At 59.8% G+C, this 18,275-nt stretch carries 21 protein-coding genes; 10 read left to right on the top strand and 11 right to left on the bottom strand.

From position 1 onward, the window contains the following. Positions 1-2: 2 nt before the first annotated feature. From AF70_RS00175 to AF70_RS00185, 3 genes are all read right to left on the bottom strand, one after another. Positions 3-629, bottom strand: coding sequence for a LysE family translocator (locus tag AF70_RS00175; protein ID WP_019579700.1), 627 nt, complete (start codon positions 627-629; stop codon positions 3-5). A 72-nt stretch (positions 630-701) separates the two neighbouring features. Beyond that, complete coding sequence (locus AF70_RS00180) at positions 702-2,051, bottom strand: NCS2 family permease (protein ID WP_007940825.1); 1,350 nt, start codon at positions 2,049-2,051, stop codon at positions 702-704. A gap of 361 nt (positions 2,052-2,412) precedes the next feature. Then, positions 2,413-2,868, bottom strand: coding sequence for a MarR family winged helix-turn-helix transcriptional regulator (locus AF70_RS00185; RefSeq protein ID WP_028941055.1), 456 nt, complete (start codon positions 2,866-2,868; stop codon positions 2,413-2,415). A gap of 82 nt (positions 2,869-2,950) precedes the next feature. Here AF70_RS00185 and AF70_RS00190 point away from each other — a divergent pair, with 82 nt between their 5' ends. Beyond that, positions 2,951-4,117: a PLP-dependent aminotransferase family protein gene (locus AF70_RS00190; RefSeq protein ID WP_028941056.1), complete on the top strand. Its 1,167-nt coding sequence runs from the start codon at positions 2,951-2,953 to the stop codon at positions 4,115-4,117. 100 nt (positions 4,118-4,217) lie between these two features. On the opposite strand, the gene AF70_RS00195 is transcribed toward AF70_RS00190, so the two are convergent. The 5 genes from AF70_RS00195 to AF70_RS00215 form a co-directional block, all read right to left on the bottom strand. Beyond that, positions 4,218-4,589 (bottom strand): glutathione S-transferase N-terminal domain-containing protein, encoded by a 372-nt coding sequence (locus tag AF70_RS00195; protein WP_019579703.1) that lies wholly within the window; start codon positions 4,587-4,589, stop codon positions 4,218-4,220. 101 nt (positions 4,590-4,690) lie between these two features. Continuing rightward, complete coding sequence (folE, locus tag AF70_RS00200) at positions 4,691-5,236, bottom strand: GTP cyclohydrolase I FolE (RefSeq protein ID WP_007988130.1); 546 nt, start codon at positions 5,234-5,236, stop codon at positions 4,691-4,693. A gap of 77 nt (positions 5,237-5,313) precedes the next feature. After that, a complete protein-coding gene (locus AF70_RS00205; RefSeq protein WP_008005647.1) occupies positions 5,314-5,871 on the bottom strand; it encodes a Smr/MutS family protein in 558 nt (185 codons plus the stop codon). Between the two features lie 87 nt (positions 5,872-5,958). Then, the gene (locus tag AF70_RS00210) at positions 5,959-6,279 is read right to left on the bottom strand and encodes a hypothetical protein (protein WP_019579704.1); all 321 of its coding nucleotides are present in this window, start codon (positions 6,277-6,279) and stop codon (positions 5,959-5,961) included. A 131-nt stretch (positions 6,280-6,410) separates the two neighbouring features. Further along, positions 6,411-7,001: a cysteine hydrolase family protein gene (locus AF70_RS00215; RefSeq protein WP_007940817.1), complete on the bottom strand. Its 591-nt coding sequence runs from the start codon at positions 6,999-7,001 to the stop codon at positions 6,411-6,413. A 238-nt stretch (positions 7,002-7,239) separates the two neighbouring features. Here AF70_RS00215 and prmB point away from each other — a divergent pair, with 238 nt between their 5' ends. After that, positions 7,240-8,148 carry a 50S ribosomal protein L3 N(5)-glutamine methyltransferase gene (gene prmB, locus AF70_RS00220; RefSeq protein WP_028941057.1) on the top strand — a complete coding sequence of 303 codons (909 nt, stop codon included), beginning with the start codon at positions 7,240-7,242 and terminating at the stop codon, positions 8,146-8,148. A gap of 57 nt (positions 8,149-8,205) precedes the next feature. On the opposite strand, the gene AF70_RS00225 is transcribed toward prmB, so the two are convergent. Further along, positions 8,206-8,997, bottom strand: coding sequence for a hypothetical protein (locus tag AF70_RS00225; RefSeq protein ID WP_028941058.1), 792 nt, complete (start codon positions 8,995-8,997; stop codon positions 8,206-8,208). Between the two features lie 98 nt (positions 8,998-9,095). Then, positions 9,096-10,094 (bottom strand): alpha/beta hydrolase, encoded by a 999-nt coding sequence (locus AF70_RS00230; RefSeq protein WP_028941059.1) that lies wholly within the window; start codon positions 10,092-10,094, stop codon positions 9,096-9,098. 85 nt (positions 10,095-10,179) lie between these two features. Here AF70_RS00230 and aroC point away from each other — a divergent pair, with 85 nt between their 5' ends. Genes aroC through mtnC form a run of 5 tightly spaced genes read left to right on the top strand, consistent with a single transcriptional unit; the run spans position 10,180 to position 14,328 of the window. Beyond that, complete coding sequence (gene aroC, locus AF70_RS00235; protein ID WP_028941060.1) at positions 10,180-11,271, top strand: chorismate synthase; 1,092 nt, start codon at positions 10,180-10,182, stop codon at positions 11,269-11,271. Between the two features lie 28 nt (positions 11,272-11,299). Further along, positions 11,300-12,451 carry an MFS transporter gene (locus tag AF70_RS00240; RefSeq protein WP_019579709.1) on the top strand — a complete coding sequence of 384 codons (1,152 nt, stop codon included), beginning with the start codon at positions 11,300-11,302 and terminating at the stop codon, positions 12,449-12,451. After that, on the top strand, positions 12,448-13,074 hold the full coding sequence (locus AF70_RS00245; RefSeq protein WP_019579710.1) for a methylthioribulose 1-phosphate dehydratase: 627 nt from the start codon (positions 12,448-12,450) through the stop codon (positions 13,072-13,074). The genes AF70_RS00240 and AF70_RS00245 overlap by 4 nt, the downstream gene beginning before the upstream one ends. 20 nt (positions 13,075-13,094) lie before the next feature. Next, on the top strand, positions 13,095-13,640 hold the full coding sequence (locus AF70_RS00250) for an acireductone dioxygenase (RefSeq protein WP_018925203.1): 546 nt from the start codon (positions 13,095-13,097) through the stop codon (positions 13,638-13,640). A gap of 4 nt (positions 13,641-13,644) precedes the next feature. Continuing rightward, the gene (mtnC, locus tag AF70_RS00255) at positions 13,645-14,328 is read left to right on the top strand and encodes an acireductone synthase (RefSeq protein WP_028941061.1); all 684 of its coding nucleotides are present in this window, start codon (positions 13,645-13,647) and stop codon (positions 14,326-14,328) included. A 75-nt stretch (positions 14,329-14,403) separates the two neighbouring features. Here mtnC and AF70_RS00260 read toward each other — a convergent pair whose 3' ends face one another. After that, on the bottom strand, positions 14,404-14,682 hold the full coding sequence (locus AF70_RS00260) for a DUF3509 domain-containing protein (RefSeq protein WP_018925205.1): 279 nt from the start codon (positions 14,680-14,682) through the stop codon (positions 14,404-14,406). 343 nt (positions 14,683-15,025) lie between these two features. Here AF70_RS00260 and AF70_RS00265 point away from each other — a divergent pair, with 343 nt between their 5' ends. The 3 genes from AF70_RS00265 to AF70_RS00275 all read left to right on the top strand — a co-directional run bounded on the left by AF70_RS00265 (position 15,026) and on the right by AF70_RS00275 (position 18,268). After that, positions 15,026-16,864, top strand: coding sequence for a long-chain-acyl-CoA synthetase (locus AF70_RS00265; RefSeq protein ID WP_028941062.1), 1,839 nt, complete (start codon positions 15,026-15,028; stop codon positions 16,862-16,864). Positions 16,865-16,975: 111 nt separating this feature from the next. Further along, positions 16,976-17,494 (top strand): ankyrin repeat domain-containing protein, encoded by a 519-nt coding sequence (locus AF70_RS00270; protein WP_028941063.1) that lies wholly within the window; start codon positions 16,976-16,978, stop codon positions 17,492-17,494. Between the two features lie 243 nt (positions 17,495-17,737). Further along, the gene (locus tag AF70_RS00275) at positions 17,738-18,268 is read left to right on the top strand and encodes a hypothetical protein (protein ID WP_028941064.1); all 531 of its coding nucleotides are present in this window, start codon (positions 17,738-17,740) and stop codon (positions 18,266-18,268) included. Positions 18,269-18,275: the final 7 nt, after the last annotated feature.

Consider the following 18,275-nt stretch of genomic DNA (forward strand, 5'->3'; position numbering starts at 1 on the left):
CTTTAGCGGCTCAACAGAGAAGCCGCACCAGCCCCGCTGAACAACCCGGCACTGACCCGGTTAAACCAGCTCTGCCCCTTGCCACTGCGCAGATACCGCGCCGCGCCATGAGCCCCCAGCCCATAAGCCAGCTTGCACAGCAGATCCAGCACGGTCCAGGTGGCAATCATCACCAGCAACTGCGGCAGGAACGGTTGTTCGGCACTCAAAAACTGCGGCAGGAACGCGGCAAAGAACAAAATGTCTTTCGGGTTGCTGGCGCCGAGCATGAACGCGCGCCCGAACAGTGCACGAAAGCGTGGCACCGGCGCAGCCTGGGGCACTTCGGCGCCCTGGGAGGGTTGGCGTGATTGCTGCCAGCTCTGCCAGGCGAGGTAGAACAGATACAGCGCGCCGACGATTTTCAGAGCGCTGAACAGCTGTTCCGACGCCAGCAGCAATGCGCCCAAGCCGAGCGCCGAAGCGCTGAGCAGGCAGATCGAGGCAAACACGCCTCCGAGAAACGCCGGGTAAGAACGGCGCAAACCGTAATTCAGACTGTTGCTGATCATCAGCAAAGACAGTGGCCCCGGTATCAGGATCACCACCAGCGCAGCGCCGCTGAACAGCAGCCAGGTTTCCAGACTCATCACTTTCCTCCCTATGCACAAAAGCCCCACCCGACGGGGTGAGGCTGGTTTGAAACGCGTACCGCGTGACTCTTACAAGAAGATGAACTTGGCGATGAAGATCGCGCAGAGCACCCACAGGCTCACCGAAATTTCCTTGTACTTACCGGTGCCAGCCTTCAACGCCACGTAAGTGATGAAGCCCAGCGCGATGCCGTCGGCGACCGAGAAGGTCAGGGGCATCATGATCGCGGTGACGATCGCCGGAATGCTGTCGGTCGCTTCGTCCCATTCGATGTGCGCCATGCCGCCCATCATCAGCATCGCTACATAAATCAGCGCACCGGCGGTTGCATAAGCGGGGATCATGCCAGCCAGCGGTGCGAAAAACATTGCGGCAATAAATAGCACACCTACGGTCACGGCGGTAAGACCAGTCCGACCACCCGCCGCTACGCCAGCGGCACTTTCCACGTAACTGGTGACCGGCGGAACACCCACCACCGCCCCGAAAACACTGGAGGCACTGTCGGCTTTCATGGCGCGGGACAGGTTTTCGATCCGGCCGTCAGCGTTCACCAGGTTGGCGCGCTGGGCGACGCCCATCAAGGTGCCGGCGGTGTCGAACATGTGCACGAAGAGGAAGGCCAGCACCACACTGATCATGCTGACGTTGAACACGCCGGCGACGTTCATCGCCATCCAGGTCGGTGCCAGGCTCGGCGGGGCAGACATGATGCCCTCGTAGTGCACCAGACCCAGACCCCAACCGGCGAGGGTCACGGTGATGATGCTGATGAGGATCGCGCCGAACACTTTGTGGTAGCTGAGTACGGCGATCATCAGGAAGCAGATGGCAGCCAGCAGCGGGCCGGGCTCGCGCAGGGAGCCGAGCTTGATCAGAGTGGCCGGGCTATCGACGACGATACCCGCGGTTTTCAGGCCGATCAGCCCCAGAAACAGGCCCACACCCGCACCCATGGCAAAGCGCAGGCTCACCGGAATGCTATTGAGCAGCCATTCACGAATCCGGGAAAAGGTCAGGAACATGAACAACACACCGGACACGAACACCGCGCCGAGGGCGGTTTCCCAGTTGTAGCCCATGGTGCCGACCACGGTGTAGGTGAAGAACGCGTTCAGCCCCATGCCCGGCGCCAGGCCCACCGGCCAGTTGGCGTACAGGCCCATCAACAGGCAACCCAGCGCGGCGGCGATGCAGGTGGCCACGAACGCGGCACCGTGATCGATCCCGGCGTCGGCCATGATGTTGGGGTTGACGAAGATGATGTAGGCCATGGTGATGAAGGTTGTCAGACCGGCGATCAGCTCGGTCTTCACCGTGGTGCCGTGCAAGCTGAGTTTGAAGATGCGCTCCAGCCAGCCATTGCGTAACGGCGGCGAGAGTTCCAGCGTCGAGGCTTCGGATTTGCGGCTTTCCACAGCGAGTACTCCTCAAGAGTTTTATTGTTATTTCCAGGGCCGGACCCATGAGGGTGGCAGCGACCCTTTGAGGTACTTGCGAATTTGTTGACCTGATGGTCAGGAACTCGCACGAAGCGAATTATGCTTTTGTATACAAATAAAGCAAATAATGTTTTTGATTTTGTAGACGAAAAAAATGGCAGGCGGGGCATATAGATATGAAATGTGATGTGTAGCGAGCTTTTTGTGGCGAGGGAGCTTGCTCCCGCTGGGGCGCGCAGCGGCCCGACTCAGGCGGTGGCAATTTTTCAGGCATACCGGCGTTATCGTTCTTTGCGACTGCTGCGCAGCCGAACGGGAGCAAGCTCCCTCGCCACAGTCAGGTGTCGTCCCGGTCAACTCTGGTTACTTCCCCCAATGCCAGATTCACCGCCAACCACCCATTCACCGCCGTTTCCCCAGCCTCGGCAAACACTCGCTCGAGCAATTTCACCTGCTCGCGCCGTAACGACTGCTCGAACCGCGCGCCTTCCACAGTCAGTTCCAGCAGCCGCCTACGCTTGTCGGTCTGGGACGCGACGCTGTTCACCAAATGCATTTCCACCAACTGCCGCAGCGGAATGTTCAGCGCCTGCTTGGTCACGCCGAGCAGCGCCAGTAACTCCTTGACGCTCAGGTTCGGATAACGCGCGATGAAAAACACGATGCGCTGATGCACCCGGCTCAAGCCGCGACGCTCGAGCATTTCATCAGCCTTGGCGGTGAAGGCCTGATAGCCGAAGAAGAACGCTTCCATGGCTTGTTGCTGGGTGGTGGGGTTTTTAAGGTCAAGCATGTTGACGTATCCGCTCGGTCTATCGTAATTTCGGTCAATCAGTTTGACTCATTTTCCTCAGGCCTCGCTACCGGTGACCCCCATGGCTTTTTCCGAACGTGTCTCGCGCCTTAAAAGTTCTTTGATCCGTGAAATCCTCGCCGCCGCCCAGCGCCCGGAAGTGATGTCGTTCGCCGGCGGTTTGCCGGCCGAAGCCATGCTGCCGAAAGTCGAGTGGGCGCAGATGCCGCTGTCCATGGGCCAATACGGGATGAGCGAAGGCGAGCCGGCACTGCGTGAAGCGTTGGCGGCCGAAGCCCGGGCGTTGGGCGTGCCGTGTGAGGCGAGTCAGGTATTGGTGGTCAGCGGTTCGCAACAAACCCTCGATCTGGCGGCCAAGCTCCACATCGACAAAGGCACCGAAATCCTGCTTGAAGCGCCGACCTACCTGGCGGCGTTGCAGATTTTTCAGCTGTTTGGCGCCGATTGCATCACCGTCCCGCTGGAGGCTGATGGCCCGAACCTGGTGCAACTGCGCAGCCGTCTGGAACAACACAAGCCAGCGTTCATCTACCTGATCCCGACGTTTCAGAATCCGTCGGCGGTGCGCTACAGCGAAGCTAAGCGCGATGCGGTGGCGGCGTTACTCGACGAGTTCGGCGTGACCCTGATCGAAGACGAACCGTACCGTGAGCTGACCTTCGACGGCGGCAGTGCCACGCCGATCGTCAGCCGCTTGACCAAGGCCAGTTGGATCTACACCGGCACCGTGTCGAAAACCCTGCTGCCGGGCCTGCGGGTTGGTTATTTGATTGCCAGTCCGGACCTGTTCCCGCATTTGCTGCGGCTCAAGCAATCGGCCGATCTGCACACCAACCGCATCGGGCAGTGGCAAGCGCTGCAATGGATCGGTACTGAAAAATACCAGCAGCACTTGGGCGAGTTGCGGGACTTCTACCGGGTTCGTCGGGATGCGTTCCAGTCGGCACTTGAAAGGCATTTTTCCGATCTGGCGGATTGGAACGTGCCGCAGGGTGGGCTGTTTTTCTGGCTGACGCTCAAGCAGCCGCTGGATACCCGCACGCTGCTCAAAGCGGCGCTGGCAGCAGAGGTGGCGTTCATGCCGGGCGAACCGTTTTTCCCCGAGCCGGATAACAACCCCGGCCATCTGCGGCTGAATTTCAGCCACATCGACCCGGCACGGCTGGACGAAGGGCTCAAGCGATTGGCTGCGGTGGTGCGTCAGGCCCAGGCGGCGCAAGCGGCCTGAGGCTGTTGGTGGAGGAGGGTGTAGAAATGAATAAACCGGTCATTGGACCGGTTTATTTTTGTTCGGGTTTTGCGGTGTTTATACCGGCGCCACAGAAGCGTCAGACCGCAGCAAACCGCTTATCCAGATAATCAATGATCACCTTGGACTCATACATCCAGGTGGTCTGGCCATTCTCTTCGATGCGCAGGCACGGCACCTTGATCTTACCGCCTTGCTCCAGCAGGGCCTGGCGATCCTTTTCGTTGTTCTTGGCATCGCGCAAGGCCACCGGAACGTTCAGGCGACGCAGGGTGCGACGGGTTTTCACGCAGAACGGGCAGGCATGGAACTGATACAGGGTCAGGTCCTTGGCGGCCGCTTCGACCTGGGCCTGAGCGGCGGCGGGGCGCTGCTTCTTGCCAGGACGGGTGATGAAGTCGATGAAGATGATCAGTTGGCCGAGGCCGACACGAAGCGCTTTGACGAACACGGTATAAGTCTCTCAGGGCAAACAGAAGGCGCGCAGCTTACCTGATTTTTCGCAGGCGAAAAAAAACCGGCGATCAGTGCCGGCTTTCTTCTTGCTGCGCGTTACTTGATCAGGCTGAGAAACTCGCTGCGGGTGGCGGCGTTTTCGCGGAACTCACCGAGCATCACCGAGGTGATCATCGTCGAATTCTGTTTCTCCACACCGCGCATCATCATGCACATGTGCTTGGCCTCGATCACCACCGCCACGCCCAGGGCGCCGGTGACTTGCTGGACCGCATCGGCGATCTGGCGGCTGAGGTTTTCCTGGATCTGCAGGCGGCGGGCGTACATATCGACGATCCGCGCGACTTTCGACAGTCCCAGTACCTTGCCGCTCGGAATATAGGCAACGTGCGCCTTGCCGATGAACGGCAGCAGGTGATGCTCGCACAACGAGTAGAGCTCGATGTCCTTGACCAGCACCATCTCGCTGTTGTCGGAGCTGAACAAGGCACCGTTGGTGACCTCTTCCAGCGTCTGTTCATAACCGCGGCAGAGGTACTGCATGGCTTTGGCGGCACGCTTTGGCGTGTCGAGCAGGCCCTCGCGGGACACGTCCTCGCCCAATTGGCCGAGAATCGCGGTGTAATTCTGTTCCAGGGACATGAAACTACCTGTGGGATTTTACGCAAAGGGCAAGGGTACGGTGGCAAACACGGCGCTGCAAGCGTGAAGCGACAGCTTTACTCGTCGCGACCTTCCATCATGGTTCGTTTAAGCATCACGTAAACCGCTCCTGCGCCGCCGTGTTTCGGCTGGCACGAGGTGAAGCCGAGCACCTGTGGATGCTGACGTAGCCAGGTGTTGACGTGACTCTTGATCATCGGCCGCTTGCCGTCCAGACGCACGGCTTTGCCGTGGGTGACGCGCACGCAGCGGATTTCGAATTTAGTTGCTTCGGCCAGAAACGCCCAGAGGGTTTCACGGGCCTTTTCCACGTTCATGCCATGCAGGTCAAGGCTGCCTTCGAACGGAATCTGTCCGATCTTGAGCTTGCGCATCTGGCTTTCCTGAACACCGTCACGCGCCCACATCAGCTCGTCTTCCGGGCCGACATCAATCACAAACTGATCGGACAGCCCGTCAACGGTGGTCGCATCGGTGCGCACAGTGGCGGCCTGGCGCAGCTTGGCGATTTGCGCGCGGTCGGCCTTGGGTTTGCCGGTTTCGGCGCGATCGTGCTTGATCGGCTTGACGCCTTGGATCGCGCTTTTGAACAGGGAAAAATCGTCGTCTTGCATGTCAGCCTCCGCGAAGGGGGGGCAGTTTACCCAAGTCGGAGCGCTATCCATAACAATTGAGGCCCGTCAAAACGCCGGGCCTTTGATTCAGTCGTGTTTTTTCATCAGGTGCGGGGCTATGTTCAGCTCTCGCGACTGGCGCGAACGGCGACGGCAGCGGCGCCATAGCAACACGCCGAGGTACAGCACGAACACGCCCACCGCCAGAATGATCGACGAGCCCAGCGGGCTGGCATTCAACTCGCCCAACGCCGGTGGCCGCCCCAGCAGGCTGGCCGCGCCGGCCATCGCCAGCAATACACCGCACATCGCCAGCAGGGCAGCGAACGCTGCGCCGAAGCGAAATCGCCAATTGCGTTGGCCCTTGGGCCGCAAGCGGCGTGCATCAAAACCATCGGATAACTTCATTCCGACCTTCCTCAATGGGTATCGGCCCTTCGACCGGGAGTTGACCGGGATGTTCCTGAGGCTAGGGCAATTACGGCAAATGAGAGGCTTTTGCGGATGAGCGGCGGTATGGGCCGCTCATCGACGGTCGATCAGATCAGATCGCGGGTCAGGGCGAGGGTGGCGAAGTTGTCCGCCATGATCGCCATTTCGGTCTGCTGAACGTGTTCGGCGCTGAGGATCCCGCCCTTGCAAGGCAAATCTCGCGTCGCGCAGGCGTCTTCCACCAGGGTGCAGCGAAAGCCCAGGTTCTTCGCCGCACGCACGGTGGTGCTGACGCTGGAGTGACTCATGAAACCGCAAACGATCAGGTCGAGCGAGCCCAGTTGTTGCAGGCGATCGTACAGTTCGGTGCCGTGAAACGCGCTTGGCAGCAATTTGCCGATGACGGTTTCGTCGCCCTGTGGCTCCAGGCCCGGGATGAACTCACCGCGTTCGCCCTGGGGATCGAACAGCCCACCGACGGTGCCGAGGTGACGCACATGCACGATTGGCCGACCGGCTGCACGGGCAGCGGCCAGCAGGTGTTTGATGTTCGCGACGGCAGCATCCATGCCGCTCAGGGCCAGCGGACCACTGAGGTATTCTTTCTGGGCATCGATGATGACTAGGGTCGCATGACCCAGATTGGCCGCTGCATAACCACGGCCGCTGAGTTGAAACATCGTTTTTGGAACGGACATTCTGGGGCTCCTTCGGGTGGGGCTTTTGCGGCATTGTCCTCTGGCTGAGCGCTTCTGTGAATCGCTTCCATCGCAGGCACCGCCGTTGCTGGCTCGCAGCCTTGTCAAGATACTCGTTCTGTTCAATAGCTGGCTGGAAAAATAGAAGAGTCCTACATCTGATCCGGTGTTTTTCCTGCGTCGTCGCGGCGCCTTTTGGCTGTTAGAATCGTCAGTCGTTTTTTCTGGAGTTTACCCCGTGATCACTTCCCGACTTCGTACCCTGCGTGACCATATCCGTTGGGCCGTCAGCCGCTTCCATGGGGAGGATCTGTTTTTCGGCCATGGGACCGACAACGCCTGGGACGAAGCCCGTCAACTGGTATTGGGTGCGCTGCACTTGCCGTGGGAAATCGCCGACAGCTATCTGGACTGCCGTCTGGAGGACGATGAGCTGGTCAATCTGCAACGCTTGCTCAAGCGCCGCATCGAAGAACGCATTCCGACCGCTTACCTGCTGGGCGAAGCCTGGTTCTGCGGCTTGTCGTTCATTGTCGACGAGCGCGTGCTGATCCCGCGTTCGCCGATTGGTGAGCTGATCGAAAAACGTTTCGAGCCGTGGCTGGGTGCCGAACCTGCGCGCATTCTCGACTTGTGCACCGGTTCCGGTTGCATCGGTATCGCCTGTGCCTATGAGTTCCAGAACGCCGAAGTGGTTTTGGCCGACCTGTCGTTCGAAGCGCTGGAGGTGGCTAACCAGAACATCGAGCGCCACGGTGTCGACGAGCGCGTGTTCACCGTTCAGGGCGATGGTTTCGATGGTTTGCCAGGGCAACGTTTCGACCTGATCGTGTCGAACCCGCCTTACGTCGATGCGGAAGATTTCGCCGACATGCCGGACGAATATCAACACGAACCCGAGCTGGGCCTGGCCTGTGGCGACGACGGTTTGAACCTGGTACGACGCATGCTCGCCGAAGCGGCGGATCATCTGACCGAGAAAGGTTTGTTGATCGTCGAGGTGGGTAACAGCCAGGTTCACGTCGAGGCGTTGTACCCGGAAGTCGATTTCGCCTGGCTGGAGTTCGAGCGCGGTGGGCATGGGGTGTTCATGTTGACAGCGGAGCAGTGCCGCGATCATCAGGCGCTGTTCGCTTCTCGCGTCTGACCCCGAATATTGTGGCGAGTGAGCAAGCTCCCTCACCACAATTGGGTTTTATGTCGGTTACCGATGCGTGGCAATCCAGATCAACAACCCCGCCTGAAACACCGCAAACGCCACCAGACAGGTAATGGTAAAACGCAGTCCAGCGTCTTCACGCTTGTACTTGCTGACCTTTTCTTCGTGTTTCTTCAGTTTGACTTCCTGTTCCGCCAGGTTCTGCTCGGCTTGCTGGAGCATCTGCGCGGCTTCGAGGATTTCCACCTGTTGCAGCTTTTCGCTGTTCCAGTCGCCCAGCAAATCACCGATCTGCACCTCTTTGACGCTGCCCTTCAAATGCTGGGCATCGGCGTAGGCCACATCAAAGCCGTGCACCCGCAGAAAGTGGTCGCGGCGCAGGCGCGTGTCTTCGTTCAACGCGTCCTTGTTGTTCAGGTCGGTGCCGTCGACGGTGTAGGCGGGCCATCGTTTCTTCGCCCAAGTGATGCCTTGAGCTGCCATATAGCGCCCGATGCCACGGTTCATCGGCTCTATCTGCAAGCCGCTATCCGGAGCGAAATGCACGCGTTTGGCGGCGTGATCGACCCACACATCCAGATGATTCTGTTCTTTGCGTACCCGTTGGCCTGGCAGCTTGATAGCCATGCGCAGCAGGCTGTGCTCCTTGTTGTTGCGTTCGGCGTAACCGAATTCGACAAAGCGCAGCGGTCGGCCGCCGGTGTTACGGTCGGTTTGCAACGGCGCCAGGCGGAGCATTTTGTGGTGCTCGACGTGGACGTCCGCCCACGGCAGCTCGACCGCTGGCGGTGTGTCTTTTTCAGCGGTGGAGTCGGGTGAAGTCTGGGTATCAGTCATAACGGCGAGATCCTGTCCAAGCCCTGTTGCCGCCAGTCATAGCGCTGGCGACAAAGGCTTATCGGCCGTTTTTTTCAGGACTGGAGGACAAACAGCGCTTAACTGGGGCGAAGTCCGTCAATAAATCCGAGGATTCGTGCGCCGAGTTCCGCCGCCAGGGGCAATTGCGGATCTTTATAGGAGGCCAATTGCCGCTTCACGTCGTTGGGCACGATGCGCATGACGTGGTTCATGCCTTCGATCAGTGCCAGTTCGGCGTCCGGTTTGGCGGCTTTGAGCGCCCTGGCGTCACCCACGCCGACCTGGATGTCGTTGCTGCCCTGAATGATCAGTGCCGGCATCTTCAGTTTGGCGAAGGCTGCCGCCGGGTCCTGGTGGAACAGCGAAATCAGGTACGGCTGCACGCTGGGGCGGAAAATCACCTGCAACTGCGGCGGCACGTTGTCGTCAGTGTGGCCGGCCTTGAGGCTGTCGAGCAGTTCATTGCTGCGCAGCATCAAGGCTGGCGGCAGGCGATTGCTCAACTGCTGGCGCAGCACTTGATCGATCGGCCGCGCGCTGCCGGACAGGGAAATCACCGCCGCAGCGTCGACACTTGGCGCCGCCAGGCTGGCAATCAACGCACCTTCGCTGTGGCCCAGCAAAATCAGTTTGCCCAGACGCGGGTCGGCCTTGAGCTTCTGCCCCCAGGCCACGGCATCGGCCACATAGGCTTCCACCGACAGATTGCGTTCATCCGGCGTTGCCGCAAGGCTCGCCGCCACGCCGCGTTTGTCGTAACGCACGCTGGCGATGTTGTGTTTGGCCAGCACCCAGGCCAGCCGTTTGAGGCTGTCGTTGCGCCCGCCGTCGGGGTTGTTTCCGTCACGATCCGTGGGACCGGAGCCGGAAATGATCAGGACAACCGGTACCGGCGTGTCGGACTTGGGCAGCAACAGCGAGCCGAAAAGCTCGCCACTGCCGGTGTCCAGGGTGATCGGGCGTTGCAGGACTGAAGCCTGTACAAAACCGGTAAACAGGGTAAGGCTCAAGGCTAGAACTCGCAGCATCATCACGCCATCATCAACAAGGTGCCGGTTGGACTCGCAGGCACCCATAAGGTTCGAGGATGAACTACTTGGGTAGCCTGCGTATACTGGCGCGCATTACGTATTTTAGGTTCGATTTCACGGAGCGTCCTGCATGTCCGGCAATACCTACGGCAAGCTGTTCACTGTCACCACCGCGGGCGAAAGCCATGGTCCGGCGTTGGTCGCCATTGTCGATGGCTGCCCGCCGGGCCTGGAGATCTCCCTTGAGGACCTGCAGCGCGACCTGGACCGGCGCAAGCCCGGCACCAGCCGCCACACCACCCAACGCCAGGAAGCCGACGAAGTCGAAATCCTTTCCGGCGTGTTCGAAGGCCGCACCACCGGTTGCGCCATTGGTCTGTTGATCCGCAACACCGACCAGAAGTCCAAGGACTACTCGGCGATCAAGGATCTGTTCCGTCCGGCCCACGCCGACTACACCTACCATCATAAATACGGTGAGCGCGATTACCGCGGCGGCGGTCGCAGCTCGGCCCGTGAAACCGCCATGCGCGTAGCCGCCGGCGCGATTGCCAAGAAATACCTGGCCACCCAAGGCATCGTCATTCGTGGCTACATGAGCCAGCTCGGCCCGATCGAAATCCCGTTCAAGACCTGGGATTCGGTGGAAGAGAACGCCTTCTTCAGCCCCGACCCGGACAAAGTGCCGGAGCTGGAAGCCTATATGGACCAATTGCGTCGCGACCAGGATTCGGTCGGCGCGAAGATCACCGTGGTCGCCGAAGGCGTGATGCCGGGCCTCGGCGAGCCGATCTTCGACCGCCTCGACGCCGAACTGGCCCATGCGCTGATGAGCATCAACGCGGTCAAGGGCGTGGAAATCGGCGCCGGTTTTGCCAGCATCGCCCAGCGCGGCACTGAACACCGCGATGAAATGACCCCGGAAGGTTTCCTCAGCAACAACGCCGGCGGCATTCTCGGTGGCATTTCGTCGGGCCAGCCGATTGTTGCGCACCTGGCGCTCAAGCCTACATCGAGCATCACCACGCCGGGCCGCTCCATCGACATCCATGGCAGCCCGGTGGAGGTCGTCACCAAGGGTCGTCACGACCCGTGCGTTGGCATCCGCGCCACGCCAATCGCCGAAGCGATGATGGCCATCGTGCTGATGGACCACTTGCTGCGTCACCGCGGGCAGAACGCCGATGTGCGCGTGAGCACTCCGGTGTTGGGGCAGCTTTAATGGCTGATCTGAAAACCGCTGCAGTCTGATGACGGTGGCGGCGCTCCCGTACTGGCGGCTTTCCAGCTTCTACCTGTTCTATTTCGCCCTGCTCGGTTCGACAGCGCCGTTTCTGGCGCTGTACTTCGATCATCTGGGCTTCAGCGCCGCACGCATTGGCGAACTGGTGGCGATCCCGATGCTGATGCGCTGCGTGGCGCCGAATATCTGGGGCTGGCTCGGTGACTACACCGGGCGACGGCTGGCCATCGTGCGTTTCGGCGCCGCCTGCACCTTGCTGACCTTCTCACTGATTTTCGTCAGCAAAAGCTACGCCTGGCTGGCGATGGTCATGGCCTTGCACGCGTTTTTCTGGCACGCGGTGTTGCCGCAGTTCGAGGTCATCACCCTGGCTCATTTGCGGGGGCAGACCTCGCGCTACAGTCAGATCCGCCTGTGGGGTTCCATCGGTTTCATCATCACCGTGGTGGCGCTGGGCCGATTGTTCGAATGGCTCAGCCTCGACATTTACCCGGTGGCGCTGGTGCTGATCATGGCCGGGATCGTCGTCAGCAGCTTGTGGGTGCCCAACGCACAACCGGTTCAGGGTGAACGGTTGACGGGGGACGGATTCCTCCAGCAATTGCGCAGCCCCGGGGTGTTGGCGTTTTACGCGTGTGTGGCGTTGATGCAGATGAGCCACGGGCCGTATTACACCTTTCTGACCTTGCACCTTGAGCGACTCGGTTACAGTCGCGGGCTGATCGGCATGCTCTGGGCGGTCGGCGTGGTCGCCGAAGTCTTGATGTTTCTGTTCATGAGCAAGATTCTCGCGCGCTTCTCGGTACGCCGGGTGCTGCTGGCGAGTTTCCTGCTGGCGGCTTTGCGTTGGTTGTTGCTCGGCTCGTTTGCCGAGTTCCTTTGGGTGTTGTTGTTCGCCCAGGTGCTGCACGCCGCCACCTTCGGCAGCTTTCACGCCGCTGCCATCCAGTTCGTGCAACGTAGCTTCGGCGCGCGCCAGCAAGGGCAGGGCCAGGCGTTGTATGCCGCGCTGGCCGGCACCGGCGGCGCACTGGGGGCGTTGTATTCCGGCTACAGCTGGAATGCCCTCGGCGCCACATTGACCTTTAGTATTGCCAGCCTCGCAGCCTTTGCCGCTGCCGTTATCATTGCCACACGTATGCAAGAGGACAGGCCATGAGCCTTACCCGTGAACACCTCGCCCAGGAAATCATCGACGCCGGGCGCTTTCTGTATGGTCGCGGCTGGTCGCCGGCCACCAGCAGCAATTACTCGACCCGCCTGTCGCCCACTGAAGCCTTGCTGACCGTGTCCGGCAAGCACAAGGGTCAACTGGGCCCGGACGATGTGCTGGCCACCGACTTGTCAGGCAACAGCCTGGAGCCAGGCAAGAAGCCGTCCGCCGAAACCCTGTTGCACACCCAGCTCTATAGCTGGCGTCCGGAGATCGGCGCGGTGCTGCACACCCATTCGGTGAACGCCACGGTGCTGTCGCGCCTGACGCCGGAAGATTTCATCGAGTTCGAAGACTACGAACTGCAAAAGGCCTTCAGCGGCGTGTCGACCCACGAGTCCCGGGTGCGCGTGCCGATTTTCGACAACGACCAGGACATTGCGCGGCTGGCCGCCAAGGTGCAGCCTTGGCTCGACGCCCACCCTGATTGCGTCGGCTACCTGATTCGCGGTCATGGCCTCTACACGTGGGGCGCGCGCATGAGCGACGCACTGCGGCAGATCGAGGCTTTTGAATTTTTGTTCGAGTGCGAGTTGAAGACGCGCTCGCTCTTTAACCGTAATGCATGAACTGTTAAGGAGTTGCCCTGATGAGCAGCCTGTCCGTTTACCACGTCTCAAGCCCTGACATTCCGAACAAGGTGCTGACCCACTTTGAAGACATCGCCTCGACCCTGGCCGAGCAGGGCGTGCGTTTCGACCGTTGGCAAGCCGCAGCGAAAATCCAGCCTGGCGCCAGTCAGGAAGAAGTGATCGCCGCGTACCAGGAGCAAATCGACAAGCTGATGACCGAGCGCGGTTACATCACCGTCGATGTGGTCAGCCTGAACAGCGATCACCCGCAAAAAGCCGAGTTGCGTGCCAAGTTTCTCGATGAGCACCGTCATGGCGAAGACGAAGTGCGATTTTTCGTCGCTGGCCGTGGCTTGTTCACCCTGCACATCGACGATTACGTGTACGCCGTGCTCTGCGAGAAGAACGACCTGATCTCGGTGCCAGCCGGCACAAAGCACTGGTTCGACATGGGTGAAAACCCGCATTTCGTCGCAATCCGCCTGTTCAACAACCCCGAAGGCTGGGTGGCCAACTTCACCGGCGATGACATCGCCAGCCACTTCCCGTGTCTTGAGGACTGAACCGATGCCGATCAAAGCGATTCTCACCGACATCGAAGGCACCACCAGCGCGGTGAGTTTTGTGTTCGACGTGTTGTTTCCGTACGCGGCTAAACACCTGCCGGACTTCGTTCGCGAAAATGCCGAACGTGCTGACGTCGCCGAACAGCTCGCGGCTGTGCGGCGTGACAGCGGTGAACCGCAAGCAGACGTTGAGCGGGTTATCGAAATCCTCTTGGGCTGGATCGCCGAAGACCGCAAAGCCACGCCGCTCAAAGCGTTGCAAGGCATGGTCTGGGAGCAGGGGTATCAGGCCGGGCAGTTGAAAGGCCATGTTTACCCGGACGCCGTTGAAGCGCTGAAGCGCTGGCATCAGGAAGGCTATCAACTGTTTGTTTATTCCTCGGGTTCGATTCAGGCGCAAAAACTGATTTTCGGTTGTTCGGAGGCGGGGGATCTGTCGCCACTGTTCAGCGGCTATTTCGACACCACTTCAGGGCCCAAGCGCGAAGCACAGTCCTACCAGCGCATCACCCAGGCGATTGGCGTCGAGGCTTCGCAGATTCTGTTTCTGTCCGACATCGTTCAGGAACTGGACGCGGCGCGCACGGCCGGCATGGCAACCTGTGGCCTGGCTCGTGAGGGCGGGGAATTGGCAGGGCATGTGACGGTGGACAGTTTTGCGCGGATCAGTCCGTCTGCCTTTTAAACATCAGCCGTAGAAACAACTCAGGCCGTGAAGCGAAAGCTCTCACGGCCTGATCGTTTATAGCGCTGTGACGGGTTATGCCGAGTGATAGGTCGGCAGTGCGAACCGTTGCTGGCTTTGCAGCATGGAAATCTGCGGCAGTTCGCTGGCCTGTTCGGCGACGTCACGGCGAATCGCGCTGATGACCCATGACAGCTGATCGCCGGCATGCAATTGCTGGTAGGAAATCGAACGTTTGAAGACTTTACCGTCGTGGCTGCGCAGGGTCAGCAGAATGCCGCCATCCGGCCGGGGCTGGGTGGTCACTTCGAAGTTGGAGAACAGCGACGAAAATTTTTCCTGGATCAGGCTCATGTCTATCAGCTCCATTTTGTGCTTGAAGGGCAACATGGAGGGGTAGTTGCAGTGATTGTGCCAGCACCTATATTTTTAAAATTTCATATAAATCAGTAAGTTATATTTTTATGATTTTTTGGCTTTCGTGCAATTTGCATGAATGGCCATCGTGCATCCTGCATTTTGCGAGATCGTCGACAACCGGACGGAACCAATCGCAACGGCGGAGTTCCGCTTTGCGAAGGCTTCGGCCGTGGATACAAAACATTGCAAAAACCGCGTGTACAGCTCAAGAAGCCCTGACGTATTTTCGGCCTCAATCAACGCCACCCGACAATAAAAAGATCGAACGGGAGCAACCATGAGCCGTACGCTGCACGACACGATTACCTGGGGCATGATGCTCCGCAAGCTGCCTTCCATTGCCAAAGCCATCCCCCGCGTGGTGAAGGGCATGAAAGTCGCCAACGTCAAGGACCCGACCCAACCGTGTGGTCTCGGCTGGAGCTTCGAGCAGGCGACGTTGCGCAATCCCGATGGCCCGGCATTGCTGCAGGGCGACGTGATACTCACTTATGCACAGGCCAATCAGTGGGCCAATCGCATCGCCCATCACCTGATTGCCCAAGGCATCGGCAAGGGCGATGTGGTCGCGGTGTTTATCGAGAACCGTGTGGAACTGCTGGTGACGATATTGGCGGTGGCCAAGGTCGGTGCGATCAGCGCCTTGCTGAATACCTCTCAGACCCGCGATACCCTGGCTCATAGCCTGAACCTGGTGGCGCCTGTAGCGATCGTAGTTGGAGAAGAGCTGGTTCCGGCCTTCAATGCGGTCCGCGAGCGGGTGGTCATCGATGCGGCGCGCACCTGGTTTGTCGCCGATCAAGACACTTACCACGATCCGGGCAAAACACCCGATGGCTTCATTAATCTGATGACGGCCAGCTGCTACGCGCCCAGTGACAATCCCGTCAGCAGCCGGCAGGTTTTTTTCGACGACCCTTGTTTCTATATCTACACCTCGGGCACCACCGGGTTGCCCAAGGCCGGGGTGTTCAAGCACGGCCGCTGGATGCGCAGCTCCGCCAGCTTCGGGCTGATCGCCCTGGACATGCAGCCGCAGGACGTCGTCTATTGCACCTTGCCGCTGTACCACGCCACCGGGCTCTGCGTGTGCTGGGGCTCGGCGATCAGCGGGGCGTCGGGGTTTGCCATCCGCCGAAAATTCAGCGCCAGCCAGTTCTGGAGCGACGTGCGCAAATACCGGGCGACCACCCTCGGGTACGTCGGCGAATTGTGTCGCTACCTGGTGGATCAACCGCGCAGCGTCGACGACAGTCGGCACAGCGTGACGAAGATGATCGGCAATGGCCTGCGCCCCGGCGCGTGGAGCGAGTTCAAGACGCGGTTTGCCGTCGACCACATCTGCGAGCTGTACGCCGCCAGCGATGGCAATATCGGCTTCACCAACATCCTCAACTTCGACAACACCATTGGCTTTTCCCTGATGGCCTGGGAGCTGGTGGCGTACGACCACGACAGCGGCGCCCCCACGCGGGATGCCAAGGGGTTCATGCGCAAAGTGGCCAAGGGCGAGCAGGGGCTGTTGTTGGCGAGGATCGACGATAAGGCGCCTCTGGACGGCTACACCGATCCGCAGAAGACCGCAAAAGTGGTGCTCCACGATGTGTTCGTGAAGGGCGACCGTTACTTCAATACCGGTGACCTGCTGCGCAACATCGGTTTCGGTCACGCGCAGTTTGTCGATCGCTTGGGGGACACCTACCGCTGGAAGGGCGAAAACGTCTCCACTACCGAGGTCGAGAACATCCTGTTGCAACACCCGCACATCGCCGAAGCCGTGGCCTATGGCGTGGAAATTCACAACACCAATGGGCGGGCAGGGATGGCGGCCATCACCCCGGCCGAATCCCTGGCGACCCTGGATTTCAGTGAGTTGCTGGCGTTCGCCAGGCAACAAATGCCGGCCTATGCGGTGCCACTGTTCCTGCGGGTGAAAGTGAAAATGGAAACCACCGGGACCTTCAAGTACCAGAAGACCCGGCTCAAGGACGAAGCCTTCGATCCGAGCAAAACCGGCGATGACCCGATTTATGCCTGGCTGCCGGGCACCGAAACCTACGTGCGAGTCACCGAGCAGGTGCTGGCGGATATTTACGGAGGCAGGCATCGCTATTGAAAGGGTCGCTATTGAATATCGCTATGACCGTCCATGAGAAAAAACAAGTGACAGGTTCCGGGCTGCTCGGGAAACTATCGGCTTTCCGATTGACCGAATGTGGAGTCCCCAATGTCAGACAAAAGCCGCCAGATGACCCCCGAAGAGGCAGCTGAATTTGCCGAACAGGTGTTCAACAAAGCGCGCGATGGTGATGCGGTGATGCTGGACCGGTTGATCAGCTCCGGATTGCCGGTGAATCTGCGTAACAGCAAGGGCGATACCTTGCTGATGCTCGCCAGTTACTACGGGCATGTAGAGGCGGTGCAGGTGCTGCTCAAGCACAAGGCCGATCCCGAGTTGCGCAACGGCAACGGTCAGAGTCCGATTGCCGGTGCAGCATTCAAGGGCAACCTGGCGGTGGTCAAGGCGTTGGTTGAGGGGGGCGCTGAAGTGGAAGGTTCGTCCTTCGACGGACGCACTGCGTTGATGATGGCGGCGATGTTCAACCGCGTCGAAATCATCGACTACCTGATCAGCAAAGGCGCCGATCCAGCGGCCAAGGACGCCAACGGTGTGTCTGCGCTGGACGCGGCCAAGACCATGGGCGCGGCGGATACCACGGCTCAGCTGCAAAAACTCCTGGCCTGACCTCTGTAGTGTCGCGGGGCTTTTGTGGCGAGGGAGCTCTGTGGCGAGGGGGCTTGCCCCCGTTGGGCCGCGAAGCGGCCCCCTTCGGTATCTCATTCAAACCCAGTTCTCTGGTTTTACGACTGCTTCGCAGCCGAACGGGGGCAAGCCCCCTCGCCACAGGTTCCTGCCAGGTCCCGCAATCCGTTTCCGAATGCGTTATCCTTCGCGCCCTCAAAATTCCCTCGCTACAGGATCCACCTCATGAAAGCCGCACTCGTCGAACTCATCAGCAAAATCAGCTCCGGGTGCATGGGCGAGGACGAAATCCTGAAAATCGCTGACGAAGCGGCTCAGGCCTACGCCGATCCCGAGGCTTTTCTGGCGGCCAATCCAGACATCAACTACGACGACACCTTTCCGATCCCGTTGGGCGAGTGGGTTGTCGTCGGCAGTCTGCCAGAAACCGTGTTGTTCCAGGCCGACACCTACATGGACCTGTTCGCGCAGATCGTCGCCTCGTTCGGCCCCGGCGTTGAGTTCAACATCAAGCCCAAGCAACTGTCCAAAACCGAAGCTCTCACGGCACTCAATCGCATTCAGGTGCAGATGAGCAGCCTGAACAAGGAAAACGGTGGCTACACCTTGATGAATTTCAGCCAGTTGCTCGACGACGAACTGCAAGTGGTGCTGGTCTATGGCAACGACGTGCCACGGGTGCTGGAGTTGTGCGCTGAAGTCGGCATCGCCGCCGCGCCCTCTCTGGAAGCCCTGAAAGTGGCCATCCACGTCTGAAACCGTC

Source organism: Pseudomonas sp. KD5, assembly GCF_012932895.1.
GTDB lineage: Bacteria > Pseudomonadota > Gammaproteobacteria > Pseudomonadales > Pseudomonadaceae > Aquipseudomonas.